The 13,997-nt window shown below is 73.7% G+C and carries 14 protein-coding genes and 1 riboswitch; of the genes, 11 read left to right on the top strand and 3 right to left on the bottom strand.

The window, feature by feature from the left end; translation table 11 throughout:
- Window positions 1-117: 117 nt before the first annotated feature.
- The 7 genes from O7628_RS28380 to gcvP all read left to right on the top strand — a co-directional run bounded on the left by O7628_RS28380 (window position 118) and on the right by gcvP (window position 8,721).
- The gene (locus O7628_RS28380) at window positions 118-585 is read left to right on the top strand and encodes a bifunctional nuclease family protein (protein WP_074476389.1); all 468 of its coding nucleotides are present in this window, start codon (window positions 118-120) and stop codon (window positions 583-585) included.
- A gap of 193 nt (window positions 586-778) precedes the next feature.
- Window positions 779-1,363 carry a MerR family transcriptional regulator gene (locus tag O7628_RS28375; RefSeq protein ID WP_178065420.1) on the top strand — a complete coding sequence of 195 codons (585 nt, stop codon included), beginning with the start codon at window positions 779-781 and terminating at the stop codon, window positions 1,361-1,363.
- A gap of 352 nt (window positions 1,364-1,715) precedes the next feature.
- Window positions 1,716-2,900, top strand: coding sequence for a nitric oxide synthase oxygenase (locus O7628_RS28370; RefSeq protein ID WP_278136431.1), 1,185 nt, complete (start codon window positions 1,716-1,718; stop codon window positions 2,898-2,900).
- Window positions 2,901-2,902: 2 nt separating this feature from the next.
- On the top strand, window positions 2,903-4,105 hold the full coding sequence (locus O7628_RS28365; RefSeq protein WP_178065421.1) for a globin domain-containing protein: 1,203 nt from the start codon (window positions 2,903-2,905) through the stop codon (window positions 4,103-4,105).
- On the top strand, window positions 4,102-4,722 hold the full coding sequence (locus O7628_RS28360) for a hypothetical protein (protein WP_278135258.1): 621 nt from the start codon (window positions 4,102-4,104) through the stop codon (window positions 4,720-4,722). The genes O7628_RS28365 and O7628_RS28360 overlap by 4 nt, the downstream gene beginning before the upstream one ends.
- A 53-nt stretch (window positions 4,723-4,775) precedes the next feature.
- Window positions 4,776-5,648, top strand: a complete 873-nt coding sequence (locus O7628_RS28355) for an NAD-dependent protein deacetylase (RefSeq protein ID WP_278135256.1) — start codon at window positions 4,776-4,778, stop codon at window positions 5,646-5,648.
- Between the two features lie 69 nt (window positions 5,649-5,717).
- A riboswitch (glycine riboswitch) is annotated at window positions 5,718-5,816 on the top strand.
- Window positions 5,817-5,892: 76 nt separating this feature from the next.
- Entirely contained in the window at window positions 5,893-8,721 is a 2,829-nt protein-coding gene (gene gcvP / locus O7628_RS28350; RefSeq protein WP_278135254.1) for an aminomethyl-transferring glycine dehydrogenase, read from the top strand.
- A gap of 149 nt (window positions 8,722-8,870) precedes the next feature.
- Here gcvP and O7628_RS28345 read toward each other — a convergent pair whose 3' ends face one another.
- Window positions 8,871-9,071 (bottom strand): DUF5999 family protein, encoded by a 201-nt coding sequence (locus O7628_RS28345; RefSeq protein WP_043969126.1) that lies wholly within the window; start codon window positions 9,069-9,071, stop codon window positions 8,871-8,873.
- 147 nt (window positions 9,072-9,218) lie between these two features.
- On the opposite strand from O7628_RS28345, the gene O7628_RS28340 reads away from it, so the two are divergent.
- Entirely contained in the window at window positions 9,219-10,388 is a 1,170-nt protein-coding gene (locus O7628_RS28340) for a chorismate-binding protein (RefSeq protein ID WP_278135252.1), read from the top strand.
- A 9-nt stretch (window positions 10,389-10,397) separates the two neighbouring features.
- The gene (gene def, locus O7628_RS28335) at window positions 10,398-10,901 is read left to right on the top strand and encodes a peptide deformylase (RefSeq protein WP_178065425.1); all 504 of its coding nucleotides are present in this window, start codon (window positions 10,398-10,400) and stop codon (window positions 10,899-10,901) included.
- Window positions 10,902-11,065: 164 nt separating this feature from the next.
- Here def and O7628_RS28330 read toward each other — a convergent pair whose 3' ends face one another.
- Window positions 11,066-11,416, bottom strand: a complete 351-nt coding sequence (locus tag O7628_RS28330) for a helix-turn-helix domain-containing protein (RefSeq protein ID WP_043969645.1) — start codon at window positions 11,414-11,416, stop codon at window positions 11,066-11,068.
- Window positions 11,417-11,514: 98 nt separating this feature from the next.
- Between O7628_RS28330 and O7628_RS28325 the strand changes: the two genes are divergently transcribed.
- Together O7628_RS28325 and O7628_RS28320 are read left to right on the top strand one after the other, a co-directional pair.
- Entirely contained in the window at window positions 11,515-12,126 is a 612-nt protein-coding gene (locus O7628_RS28325; protein WP_278135248.1) for a malonic semialdehyde reductase, read from the top strand.
- 175 nt (window positions 12,127-12,301) lie between these two features.
- Complete coding sequence (locus O7628_RS28320) at window positions 12,302-13,081, top strand: endonuclease/exonuclease/phosphatase family protein (protein ID WP_278135246.1); 780 nt, start codon at window positions 12,302-12,304, stop codon at window positions 13,079-13,081.
- Here the strand turns inward: O7628_RS28320 and O7628_RS28315 are convergent.
- A complete protein-coding gene (locus O7628_RS28315; protein ID WP_278135245.1) occupies window positions 13,078-13,962 on the bottom strand; it encodes a tetrahydrofolate dehydrogenase/cyclohydrolase catalytic domain-containing protein in 885 nt (294 codons plus the stop codon). The two genes, O7628_RS28320 and O7628_RS28315, sit on opposite strands and share 4 nt — an antisense overlap.
- Window positions 13,963-13,997: the final 35 nt, after the last annotated feature.

Genomic DNA, 13,997 nt, shown 5'->3' with positions numbered 1-13,997 from the left:
AACCCCTTCTCTGGCGCGGGGCGTGCGGGTAGCGCATGGGATGCGCGTGTCGCGGCCCGTGTACCGTGCAGGGAAGGTCGCGGTACGGGCGTAGGTGACAACGACACGGAGGCGGCGGTGCGCGAGCTGAGCGTGGTCGGGGTTCGGGTGGAGCTGCCCAGCAACCAGCCGATCGTCCTGCTGCGGGAGGTCGAGGGGGATCGCTACCTGCCGATCTGGATCGGTGCGGTGGAGGCGACGGCGATCGCGTACGAGCAGCAGGGGGTCAAGCCGGCCCGGCCGTTGACGCACGATCTGCTGCGGGACGTGCTGGCGGCGTTGCAGGCGCCGCTGCGGGCGGTGGAGATCACCGAGTTGAAGGAGAACGTCTTCTACGCCGACCTGTTGATCGGTGACAACGGGGTGCGGGTATCGGCACGGCCGAGTGATTCGATCGCCCTGGCGTTGCGGGTCGGCGCGCCGATTCGTTGTGCCGAGCAGGTCCTCTCCGAGGCGGGGATCGTGATCCCGGACGAGCAGGAGGACGAGGTGGAGAAGTTCCGCGAATTCCTGGAGCAGGTGCGTCCGGAGGACTTCGCGGGCTGACCCCGTTTCCCGACCCACCGGCGTGGTCACTGACGGTGACCGGCCGGGGTGTCGGTGATCTTTGCCGTGGCTGCGCGGCGTGTCGCAACCGTTCCTGCGCGGTAACTCCTCAAGGGCGCTATAGGGTTGCCGTGTCGAGGGGTGCACGTCCCGGATGCGACGTGTCACCGCACTGGCGGGGAGGTTGGTCCGGATGCACGAGCCGCGAGATCCCGAGCCTGGCACGCAAGCGCAGGAGACGGGTGTGGTGCCGGCGGGGCCGGCGACTGAGGGTGACGGTGCGGTGGGCTACCGGGGTGTGACCGCGTGCCACGCGGTCGGCATCACCTACCGGCAGCTGGACTACTGGGCGCGCACGACGCTGGTGGTGCCGAGCGTGCGGGACGCGTCGGGTTCGGGGACGTCCCGGTTGTACTCGTTCCGCGACCTGGTGGTGTTGAAGGTCGTGAAGCGTCTGCTGGACGCCGGGGTGTCGTTGCAGAACATCCGCAAGGCGATCGAGGCGCTGCGCTCGCGCGGCGTGGCCGACCTGGCGGGGATCACGCTGATCTCGGACGGCACGACGGTCTACGAGTGCCGGTCGCCGGAGGAGGTGGTCGACCTGTTGCAGGGCGGCCAGGGTGTGTTCGGCATCGCCATCGGCGGCGCGTTCAAGGAGATCGAGGGCTCGTTGTCGCACCTGCCCGCGGAGCCGGCAGAGCCGGCGGCCGGGGCGGCGGGCGACGACGCCGTGCAGGACGAGTTGGCGGCGCGCCGGGCGCGCCGCCGGGCGGGCTGACCCTCCGGCGGCCGTCGGCGCTGGTCGGGCACTGTCCCGGGTGGTCCGGTTTGGTGGGGACCGTCGTGTGTGTGTGCTCACGGGACATGTCGGGTCGGGTTGACAGCTTTTGGGTTGCCAGGAATCCTATGGGGCGGCCTTTGCGGCTCGCTGCGGGCGCGTCACCGTCGGTGAGTGCGGTGGCGAGCTGCGGCCGGTGGACGGGACGACCCAGGGTGTGGCGACGGCGCCGCCCGACGATCGGATTTGAACCGAAGTGCAGACTGACAGTCAGGCTGGCGTGACCCTGGTGGACGTCGGCGGACCTGCCGCGGGCGGCTCCGGGTGCCCGGTGGCGCACGCGCCCGGCCCGCTGCCGTCGCCACCGCCACCGCCCGTGCCGGCGGGCGACGTGCTGGCGGAGGCGACGGAGTTCCTGCACCTGTTCCACGCGGAGCGGCGGCTGCCGGGGGTGGCCGCGCGGATCGCGCAGGTGCGGGAGGAGATCGCCGTGACGGGCACGTACCGGCACACCCGGGAGGAGCTGACGCACGGCGCGAAGGTGGCGTGGCGGCAGTCGGTGCGCTGCGTGGGCCGGGTGCGGTGGGCGGGCCTGCGGGTGCGTGACCGCCGGGACGTGACGACGGTGGCGGGGATCGCGCAGGAGCTGGCACGGCACCTGGCGGCGGCGGACAACGGTGGCCGGATCCAGTCGGTGATGACGGTGTTCGCCCCGGACCGGCCGGGGGTGGGGCCGCGGGCGCGGATCTGGAACGACCAGCTGATCCGCTACTGCGGCCACCGGGTTGCCGACGGGTCGGTGCTGGGCGATCCCGCCCAGCTGCCCATGACGGACGCGGCCCTGGCCCTGGGGTGGCGGCCGCCGCCGGCGCCGGGCCGGTTCGACCTGTTGCCGTGGGTGATCGAGACGGCGTACGAGGATCCGACGCTGGTGCGGGTGCCCCGGGACCTGGTGCGGGAGGTCGCGCTGACGCACCCGGCGTACCCGTGGTTCGCCGGGTTGCGACTGCGGTGGCACGCGGTGCCGGTGATCAGCAACATGCGGTTGCGCGTCGGCGGGGTCGACTACAGCTGCGCGCCGTTCAACGGCCACTATCTCAGCGACGAGATCGGCACCCGCAACATGGGCGACCGGAACCGCTACGACCAGCTGCTGACGGTGGCCCGGGGGCTGGGGCTGGACACGTCGCGGGAGGACACGCTGTGGCGGGAACACGCCGCCTTGGTGATCAACCAGGCGGTGTTGCACTCGTTCCGTCTGGCGGGGGTGCGGGTGTCCGATCCGCACACCGAGTCGGAGCTGTTCCTGCGGTTCTGCGCGCAGGAGGAGCGGGCGGGGCGGCCGGTGCACGGCGACTGGTCGTGGCTCAACGGCAGCGTCGGCTGGGCGGCCCTGCACGCGGTGCACCACCGCTACTACGACCCGGGGGTGCCGAACCCGAACCTATGGCCGACGCCGCGGGCGTACGGAGCGGCCGGCGCGCCGGAGGCGACCCTGCGGGCGCGTCACGACGCGGCCCGCTGGCGGGAGGACTGAGAATGGACGTCGCGGCATTGCGGCAGAGCTGGGCGCAGTTGCGGGTGGCGGGTCCGGAGGCGGCGAAGTACTTCTACGCGACGCTGTTCACCATCGCGCCGGAGGTGCGGTCGATGTTCCCGACGAACATGCGTTACCAGGAGGACAAGCTGCTGGCGGCGTTGGGGCACATCGTCAGCCACGTCGACGACGAGCGGGAGCTGGCGGGCTTCGCCCGCCGGCTGGGCGCCGACCACCGCCGGTTCCGGGGCGAGGACCGGCAGGGCCGGACGGTGCCGCTGGGCCAGGGGCACTACCACTGGGTGGGCCAGGCGTTGCTGGCCACGTTGGAACGGTTCCTCGGGCCGCAGTGGACGCCGGGGCTGCGGGCGGACTGGGCGACGGCGTACGAGGTGGTGTCGGGGTTGATGCTGGCCGGCGCGGCGGACGCGGACCGGTCGTCGCCGCCGCTGTGGGAGGCGCAGGTCCTCGCGGTGCAGCGACGCCGCGCGGACCTGTGCGTGTTCACGGTGCGCCCCAACTACCTGTGCGAGTACCTCCCGGGGCAGTCGCTGCCGGTGCAGGTGCCGCAGTTGCGGCTGTGGCGGTACCTGTCACCGGCCAACGCGCCCCGCCCCGACGGCACCATCGAGTTCCACGTGCGCGCGGTGGGCCGCTTCTCGACGCACCTGGTGCGCCGCCTGCGGGTGGGGGACCAGGTGCTGCTGGGCTCGCCGACGGGCGCCGCGCTGGCGGCGTACGACCGGTCGCCGCAGCTGCCGCTGCTGCTGGTCGCGGGCGGGACGGGGCTGGCGCCGTTGCGGGCGGTGGTGGAGGCGTTGCGGGCGGGCCCGGGGCGGCCCACGACGCTGGTGGTGGGCGGCCGGACCCCGGAGGACCTCTACGACGACGCGTCCGTGCGGGAGCTGGCGGACGCGACGGGCTGGCTGCGGTACGTGCCGACGGTGCAGACCGGTTGGGGCTGGTCGGGCGCCGTGGGCACGGCCGGCGACACGGCGGTGCGGCTGGGGCCGTGGGAGGAGGCCGAGGTGCTGGTGTGCGGCAGCCCGGAGATGACGCGCCAGACGATCGGGGCGCTGCTCGGGGCGGGAGTGGCCCCGCACCGCATCCTCGCCGAGGCCTACGACCACTGCCAGTACCCGCCGCTGGCCGGCGGGACCGCCGCGGCGGCGGTGCGGGACTTCAGCGCGACGGGGGTCCGATGAGCGTCGACGCGGGTGACCACGGCGGCACGGCCCGGGTGGTGGGCACGTTGGCGGCCCGCCGGTTCCGGGGCGGCGACTGGCTGCCGGTCGACCAGGTCGCCGACGTGGCCCGGTCGGCCGACGAGCGGATCGGATTGCTGCACGGTGAGCTGGAGCGGCTACGCCGGGAGAACGAGGCGCTGGTGCGGCAGGTGGAGATGCTGCGTCACGGCGCGCTGCCGAGCGCGGCCCCGCAGGGCCCGGACCCGATGGTGATCGAGTTGGCGGTGCGGGCGCAGGAGGAGGCGAACCGGACGATCGAGGACGCCGGCGCGGAAGGCGCGGAGATCATCGCGGACGCGCGGCGGCAGGCCGAGGAGATCGTCGCCGAGGCGCACCGGCGGGCGGGCGCGCTGCTCGGCACCCGCCCGGACGCGGCGGACGCCCGCGCCGAGGAGCTGCGGCTGCTGGGGCGGGTGCGTGAGCTGGAGGGCCGGCAGGCGGCGCTGGCGGCCGTGGCGCAGCAGCAACTGGGCCGGTGGCAGGCCTTCCTGGCGGGGCAGGCCGAGCAGGTGCGGGCGCAGGCGGAGCACACCGCCGAGGCCGACCGGCAGTTGCGTCAGGTCCTCGGCGGGTAGGCGAGCAGCGTCACGCGCCCGGTGGTCGCCGACACCGGGCACGCCAGGGCAGCATGGACGCCGTGACGCAGACGATCGATGCGGTGGCGGGCCTGCTCGCCGAGGGTGGTGTCGTGGTCCTCAGCGGCGCCGGCCTGTCGACGGAGTCGGGCATCCCCGACTACCGGGGGCCCAGCGGCGTGGCGCGCCGGCACACCCCGATGACGTTCCAGGCGTTCACGCAGGACCCGGTGGCGCGGCGGCGCTACTGGGCGCGCAGCCACCTGGGGTGGCGCACGATCGCCCGGGCCGCGCCCAACGACGGGCACGCCGCGGTGGCCCGGTTGCAGCGCGGCGGCCTCGTCGACGCGGTGATCACCCAGAACGTCGACGGCCTGCACACGGCCGCCGGGTCGACGCCGGTGGTGGAGCTGCACGGGAGCCTCGACGCGGTGGTGTGCCTCGACTGCGGCGACCGCACCACCCGCGAGGAGCTGGACCGGCGGCTGCGGGACGCGAACCCGGGGTTCTCGGCGGCGGTGTCGGCGGTCAACCCGGACGGCGACGTCGACCTGCCCGACGCCCAGGTGTCCCGGTTCCGGCCGGTGGACTGTGCGGGGTGTCACACCGGCATGCTGAAGCCGGACGTGGTGTTCTTCGGGGAGACGGTGCCGCCGGCGCGGGTCGCGACGTGCTTCGACCTGGTGCGGCGGGCCCGGGCGTTGCTGGTGCTCGGCTCGTCGTTGACGGTGATGTCGGGACGCCGGTTCGTGATCCGGGCGGCGAAACAGGGCATTCCGGTGGCGATCGTCAACCAGGGGCCCACCCGCGGCGACGGCTACGCCACCGTCCGCGTCGACGCCCCGCTGGGCGTGGTGCTGCCGGAACTGGCCAACCGCGTCGCCCCCCGCGCGGCGCTGGCCGCGCCCGCGCCGACGCGGCGGTGACGCGCGGGTGATCCGCTGCGGGGACGACATCCGCCGGTAACAGCCACGCTGGTAGCGTGGTCGGTGCCGGTACCCCGCGTGGGAGAGACCGCCCGAGGTGTTCGGGGCGGCGCCGAAGGGGCAGCTTCCTCCCCGGAACCTCTCAGGCAGAAGGACCACGTGGGCAGGCACTGTGGAGCGCCCTGCCCGGGGTGCGACTCAGGGGGAGGCCGACCTGTCGACCTCACCCCGGGGAGCGCCGCCCATGACCACAGAGCAGTTCGCCGCCCGCCACATCGGCCCCGACGCCGACGCCGAGCGCCGCATGCTCGACGTCGTCGGCTACGACTCGATCGACGAGCTGATGGACGCGGCGATCCCCGAGGTGATCCGCTGGCACGGCGCCCTGGACCTGCCGGAGCCGGCCAGCGAACACGACGCCCTCGCCGAGCTGCGCGAGATCGCCGGCCGCAACACCGTCGCCGTGTCCATGATCGGGTTGGGTTACCACGGCACGCACACCCCGGCGGTGATCCGCCGCAACGTGCTGGAGAACCCGGCCTGGTACACGGCGTACACGCCGTACCAGCCGGAGATCAGCCAGGGCCGGCTGGAGGCGCTGCTGAACTTCCAGACGATGGTCACGGACCTGACGGGGCTGGCCACGGCGAACGCGTCGATGCTCGACGAGGCCACGGCCGCGGCGGAGGCGATGACCCTGGCCCGGCGGGCGTCGAAGTCCCGCAGCAGGGTGTACGTGGTCGACGCCGACGCGTTGCCGCAGACCATCGCCGTGATCGCCAGCCGGGCGCAGCCGCTGGGCATCGAGGTGCGCGTGGTGGACCTGGACGCCGACGAGCTGCCGGGGGAGTTCTTCGGCCTGCACCTGCAGTACCCGGGAGCCTCGGGGGCCGTACGCGACCACACGCCGCTGGTCGACGCGGCCCACGCGGCCGGGGCGCTCGTGACGGTGGCGGCGGACCTGCTGGCGTTGACGCTGCTGCGCGCGCCGGGGGAGATCGGCGCGGACATCGCCGCCGGCACCACCCAGCGCTTCGGGGTGCCGATGGGCTTCGGCGGCCCGCACGCCGGCTACCTGGCGGTGCGCGCCGGCCTGGAGCGGATGCTGCCCGGCCGGCTCGTCGGGGTGTCCCGCGACGCCGCCGGCAACCCGGCGTACCGGCTGGCGTTGCAGACCCGTGAGCAGCACATCCGGCGGGAGAAGGCGACCAGCAACATCTGCACCGCGCAGGTGCTGCTGGCGGTGATGGCCGGCATGTACGCCGTCTACCACGGCCCCGACGGGCTGCGGGCGATCGCGCGGCGTACCCATGCGATGGCGGCGCGGCTCGCGGCCGGGCTGCGCGCGGGCGGGGTGGGCGTCGCCGACGTCGCGTTCTTCGACACGGTCCTCGCGACCGTGCCGGGCCGCGCCGCTGAGGTGGTCGCCGACGCGCAGCGGCGCGGGGTGAACCTGCGGCTGGTCGACGCCGACCGGGTGGGGGTGTCCTGCGACGAGACGACCACCCCGGCGCACCTGGCCGCGGTGTGGGCGGCGTTCGGGGTGCCCGCCTTCGACGGCGACGGCGACGTCGACCCGGCGTGGCCGGCGGGGCTGGCGCGCACGTCGGCGTTCCTGACCCACCCGGTGTTCGGCGCGCACCGCTCCGAGACGGCGATGCTGCGCTACCTGCGGCGGCTGGCGGACTTCGACTACGCCCTGGACCGGGGCATGATCCCGCTGGGTTCGTGCACGATGAAGCTGAACGCGACCACCGAGATGGAGCCGGTGAGCTGGGCGGAGTTCGCCCACGTGCACCCGTTCGCGCCGCCGTCGCAGACGGCCGGCTACCGGGAGCTGATCGCCCAGCTGGAGGGGTGGCTGGCGGAGGTGACCGGCTACGACGCGGTCAGCGTGCAGCCCAACGCCGGGTCGCAGGGGGAGCTGGCGGGGCTGCTGGCGATCCGCGCCTACCACGCCGACCGGGGCGAGGCGCACCGGGACGTGTGCCTGATCCCGTCGTCGGCCCACGGCACCAACGCCGCGTCGGCGGTGATGGCGGGGATGCGGGTGGTCGTCGTGGGCTGCGACGACGACGGCAACGTCGACCTGGTCGACCTCGACGCGAAGATCGACAAGCACCGGGACGCGCTCGCGGCGATCATGGTGACGTACCCGTCGACGCACGGGGTGTACGAGACGGGCATCGCGCAGTTGTGCGCGCGGGTCCACGACGCCGGCGGCCAGGTCTACGTCGACGGGGCGAACCTCAACGCCCTGGTCGGCTTCGCCAAGCCGGGCCGCTTCGGCGCGGACGTGTCGCACCTCAACCTGCACAAGACGTTCTGCATTCCGCACGGCGGCGGCGGGCCGGGGGTGGGCCCGGTGGCGGTCCGGGCGCACCTGGCCCCGTTCCTGCCGGGTGACCCGTGCGGCGACGGCGGCGACGGCCGGCCGGTGATCTCGGCGGCCCGGCACGGGTCGGCGGGGATCCTGCCGATCCCGTGGGCGTACCTGCGGATGATGGGCGCGGCCGGCCTGGCCCGGGCCACGGGGGTGGCGGTGCTCGCCGCGAACTACGTGGCGGCGCGGCTGCGGGAGCACTTCCCGGTGCTGTACGCGGGCAACAAGGGCCTGGTGGCGCACGAGTGCATCCTGGACCTGCGGCCGGTGACGAAGGCCACGGGGGTCACCGTCGACGACGTCGCCAAGCGGCTCGTCGACTACGGGTTCCACGCGCCGACGATGTCGTTCCCGGTGGCGGGGACGCTGATGGTGGAGCCGACCGAGAGCGAGGACCTCGCCGAGCTGGACCGGTTCTGCGCCGCGATGATCGCCATCCGCGCGGAGATCGACGCGGTGGCCTCGGGCCGGTGGCCGGCCGGCGACAACCCGCTGGCCAACGCGCCGCACACGGCGGCGATGGTGTCGGCCGACGAGTGGCCGCACCCCTATCCGCGGTCGGTGGGGGGTTATCCGGCGGGCGTGGACCGGGCCGGGAAGTACTGGCCGCCCGTGCGGCGCGTGGACGGCGCCTACGGCGACCGGAACCTGGTCTGCTCGTGCCCCGCGCCGGAGGCGTTCGAGGACTGAGCGCGCCGCATCGCGCGGGGGGCCGGCGCGCGACGCCGGGGCGGTGCACGTGGCCGCCCCGGCCGGTCCGTCGACCTGGGGAGGGCGGCCCCTGCGACGGGGACTAGCCTGAGGTCGACGTGTGCGTCAGGTTGACGCTGGGTGAACGGTCAGGCCACGAGGGCGTGTCGGGCGGGGCCACGGTGGGGGGCGATGGTGCTGCCGTCGGGAAGGAGCTCGCCGGTGTCCTCGAAGACGATGACACCGTTGCAGAGCAGGCTCCAGCCCTGCTCAGGGAAGCAGGCGATGATCCGGGCGGCTTCCCGGTCGGTCGCTTCGGCGGAAGGGCAGGTGGGTTGGTGCTGGCACATCGGGTTCTCCGGACTGTGGGGGCACTGTGTCATGGTTCACATGACCAGTGACGCACAGTACCAAGCGACAGCGAGCCGCATCGAGCAGGTTCACGCCATGTTGCGGGGAAATCCACTGAACGGACGAGGCGGAATGGGCCGGACGGCGTGGAAGCGCTCCCACTAAGACAGGTCGACGCCCCCGCCGCCCCCACCCGCTGCCGCGACCGCCTCGCCGAACGCGACCGCCTCGAGTGGCGGCTCACCGACGGCGGCGACCCCGCCGCCCTCGCCCAGGACTTCCTCACCGCCCACGGCCTCGGCGTCGACGACCTCACCCGCCCCGCCACCCACCGCCCCGACGGCCCCTGCGGCGCCGCCCTCTACCTCTCCGCCGCCGCAGCCGCCACCATGACCGCCGCCGCGCCCGGCGCGCCCACCCCCGCCCCCGCCCTGCCCGACCTCGCCGTCGTCGTCTACGACCACACCGCCACCGGCCCCACCCCGACACCACCACCCGACACCACCTGGTGGGTCGGCGACTGGACCCCCAGCTGGACCCCCCACCAGCACGCCGCCGCCGTCACCGCCGTCCGCGCCGCCATCGCCCGCGGCGACGTCTACCAGACCAACCTCGTCGGCCACGCCGCCGCCCCCTACACCGGCAACCCCCACCCCGCCCTCGCCCGACTCGCCCGCCTGCCCGGCGCCCGCTACGGCGGCACCCTGCACGGCCCCGGCTGGGCCATCGGCTGCGCCTCCCCGGAAACCCTCATCGCCCTCGAAGCCGGCCGCCTCGTCACCCGCCCCATCAAGGGCACCCGACCCGCCACCGCCGCCGGCCGCACCGAGCTGCTCACCTCCACCAAGGAACGCGCCGAACACATCATGATCGTCGACCTGGAACGCAACGACCTCGCCCGCGTCGCCGCCACCGGCACCGTCACCGTCGACGAACTGTTCGCCGTACGCCGCTGGTGCGACCTGTGGCAGGCCGAATCCACCGTCTCCGCCACCCCCGCCGACGGCCTCGGCCTCGCCGACCTGCTCCACGCCATCTGCCCCGGCGGCTCCGTCACCGGCGCACCCAAACGCGCCGCCTGCGACGTCATCGCCGCCCGCGAACCCGTCGGCCGCGGCGCCGCCATGGGCGCCCTCGGCTGGATCGCCCCCGGCCACCTCGACCTCGGCCTCACCATCCGCACCGCCGCCGCCGACGCCCACCACCTGCACACCTGGGCCGGCGGCGGCATCACCTGGGACAGCGACCCCGACGCCGAAGTCGCCGAAGCCGCCGCCAAGGCCCGCCCCGTCCGCGCCGCCCTCACCAACCGATAACCTCAACACATGACGATGCGCCCCATCCGGATCATCGGCGACCCGGTGCTACGCGCCGCCTGCGACCCGGTCACCACCTTCGACGCCGAACTGCGCGCCCTGGTCACCGACCTCATGGACACCCTCCTCGGCGCCCCCGGCCGCGCCGGCGTCGCCGCCAACCAGATCGGCGTGCCCGCCCAGGTCTTCGTCTACGACGCCGACGGCCACCGCGGCCACATGATCAACCCCACCCTCGAACTGTCCGACGAGACCCAGGACGACGACGAGGGCTGCCTGTCCATCCCCGGCCTCTACTTCCCGACCCCCCGCGCCCTGCACGCCACCGCACACGGCTTCGACCAGCACGGCGAACCCCTCACCATCTCCGGCAGCGGATTCCTCGCCCGCGCCCTGCAACACGAGACCGACCACCTGCACGGCCGCCTCTACGTCGACACCCTGCACGGCGACACCCGACGCAGAGCCCTCCGCGAGATCCGCGCCGGCCGCTTCGACGCACCCCGCCGCTGACCCGCCGCCACCCCCGGCCACCACGCCGGGCCCAGCCGCGCCCCTCAGCCCCACCGGGCCGTCAACGTGTACTCCCCGTACTCGGCCACCACCGTGAAACCCAACCCCCGGTACAGCCGCAACGTTGTCGCCCCGCACGTCGGCGAATACACGTGCCCCACCGCTCAGCGGCACCCCTCGGCCGGCAGGTTCTCGTGCGCCCACCGCGCCAACGCGTCCAACGCCGGCAACACCGCCGCACCCCGCTCCGTCAGCTCGTAACTGACCCCCACCGGCGGGCCCTCCCGCACCGTCCGGCTGACCAACCCCACCCGCACCAACTCACCCAACCGGTCCGACAACACCGACTCGCTGATCCCCGGCAACGCCCGCGCCAACTCCGCGAACCCCGCCGGCCCCAGCCCCAGCGTCCCCAGCAACACCCCGTTCCACCGCTTGCCCAGAAACGCGAACGCCCGCGTCAGACCCCGGTCACACACGCGGGGAGCCTCGTCGGCAGGGGAGCGCAGCGTCATGACCCCAGGATACGTGGCACCCGCCACGACGCAGCAGCTTCGAAAAAGCTAGCTGCTACCGTAGGCGCAGCAACAAACCCACGAACCCGGAGGACACCATGACCGACACGACCACGCCCCTGATCACCCTCCACCCCGACGCCCAAGCCCAACTCTTCACCGACGCCCGCACCGCCAACACCTTCACCGACGAACCCGTCACCGACGAACACCTGCGCGCCATCTACGACCTCGCCAAGTACCCACCCACCGCCGCCAACACCCAACCCCTCCGCGTCCTCTACATCCGCCCCGGCGACGCCCGCGACCGCCTCCTCACCCACATGGCCGAAGGCAACCGCGCCAAGACCGCCGCCGCCCCCGTCGTCGCCGTCCTCGCCGCCGACACCGACTTCCACGACCACATCCCCCGCATCTTCCCCATCCGCCCCGAACTGCGCGACGGCCTCGCCGCCGACCCCGCCGCCCGCGACACCATGGCCCGCTTCAACGCCACCCTCCAGATCGCCTACTGGCTCCTCGCCGTCCGCGCCGCCGGCCTCGCCGCCGGCCCCATGGGCGGCTTCGACGCCGCCGGCATCGACCGCGAATTCTTCACCGACAGCAGCTGGCGCTCCGTGCTCGTCGTCAACATCGGCAAGCCCGGCCCCGACGCCTGGTTCCCCCGCCTGCCCCGCCTCGACTACGACGACGTCGTCCGCCACGCCTGACCCACCCCGCCGGGCCGGCGTGCGGTGGGCGCGCGCCGGCCCGGCACCACCCTCACAACCCCCGACGCCGCCGCAACCACACACCCACCCAACCCACCACCACGAACACCACCATCGAACACACCAACACCCTCAGCACCCCATGACCTCCCATCACCCACGTAGGCTGCACAGAGTGCGCCTGGCCACCTTCAACCTGCTCCACGGCCGATCCCTCACCGACGGACTCGTCGACCCCCACCGACTCACCGCCGCCGTCGCTGCCCTCGACGCCGACGTCCTCGCCCTGCAAGAAGTCGACCGCGACCAGACCCGCAGCGGCAACCACGACCTCACCACCATCGCCGCCCACGCCCTCCACGCACCCCACCACCGCTTCGCCGCCGCCCTCGTCGGCACCCCCGGCGAACACTTCCGCCCCCTGCGCCACGACGACGACGGACACGGCGAACCCCGCTACGGCATCGGCCTCATCACCCGCCACCCCGTACACACCTGGCAGGTCACCCGCCTCAAACCCGCCCCCGTCCGCTCACCCGTCTACATCCCCGGCCCCGACGGCGGCCTCCTCCTCCTACAGGACGAACCCCGCGTCATCCTCGCCGCCGTCCTCGACACCCCCCACGGCGACATCACCGTCGCCGCCACCCACCTCTCCTTCGTCCCCGGCTGGAACGCCCACCAACTCCGCCAGACCGTCCGCGCCCTCCGCGCCCTACCCGCCCCCCGCATCCTCCTCGGCGACCTCAACCTCCCCGCCACCGCCGCCCGACTCATCTCCGGCTGGACCCCCCTCGCCCGCCGCCCCACCTACCCCACCACCCACCCCCGCATCCAACTCGACCACATCCTCGCCGACCGCCACCTCCGCCACCGACTACCACCCGTCACCTCCACCGCCACCCCCGCCTCCACCATCTCCGACCACCGCCCCCTCGTCGTCGACCTCGGCTAACCACCCACCACCCGCCGCGCCGCCCCCACCGCATTCCGGAACAACATCGCCACCGTCGTCGGACCCACCCCACCCACCCGCGGCGTGATCGCCCCCGCCACCCGCGCACACGACGGATCCACATCCGGCAACAACCGCCGCCCCGCATACCGCACCCCACCACCCACCACCACCGCGCCCGGCCGCACATGCTCCGGCCGCACGACCCCCGGCACCCCCACCGCCGCCACCAACACCTCCGCCCGCCGCGCGAACCGCGGCCAATCCGTCACCCCCGTGTGCACCACCGTCACCGCCGCATTCGCCGTCGCCCGCTTCTGCGCCAACAACATCGCCAACGGCCGCCCCAACGTCGCACCCCGACCCAGCACCACCACCTCCCGACCCGCCACCGACACCCCGTGAAACGCCAACAACGCCTCGATCCCCGCCGGCGTACACGGCACCGGCCCCGGCAACCCCAACGCCAACCGACCCAGATTCACCGGATGCATCCCATCCACATCCTTGTCCGGATCCAACACCTGCAACGCCCGCCCGTAGTCCAGCCCACCCGGCACCGGATGCTGCACCAACACCCCGTGCACCCCACGGTCGGCATTGAGATCCTCGATCACCCGATGCAGATCCGCCTGCAACGCCGACGCCGGCAACCGCACGTGCGTCGACGCGAACCCCAACTCCGCCGCCTGCCGCTGCTTGATCCGGATGTACCCGACGCTCGCCTCGTCGTCACCGACCAGCACCGTCGCCAACGACGGCGTCACCCCCGCCGCCCGCAACGCGACGACCTCCGCCGCCACCTCACCCAACACCCGATCCGCCACCGGCCCACCCGGCAACAACCGAGCCCCACCCACGGAATCCACCGAAGAGGACACGACAACCACCCCGCTCGCAGGAGCCCAGGCGGACG

This window comes from Micromonospora sp. WMMD956 (assembly GCF_029626125.1).
GTDB classification, from domain to species: Bacteria; Actinomycetota; Actinomycetes; order Mycobacteriales; family Micromonosporaceae; genus Micromonospora; species Micromonospora carbonacea.
Note: the sequence above shows the minus strand (reverse complement) of the source record. Positions and strands in the feature narration are given on the sequence as shown.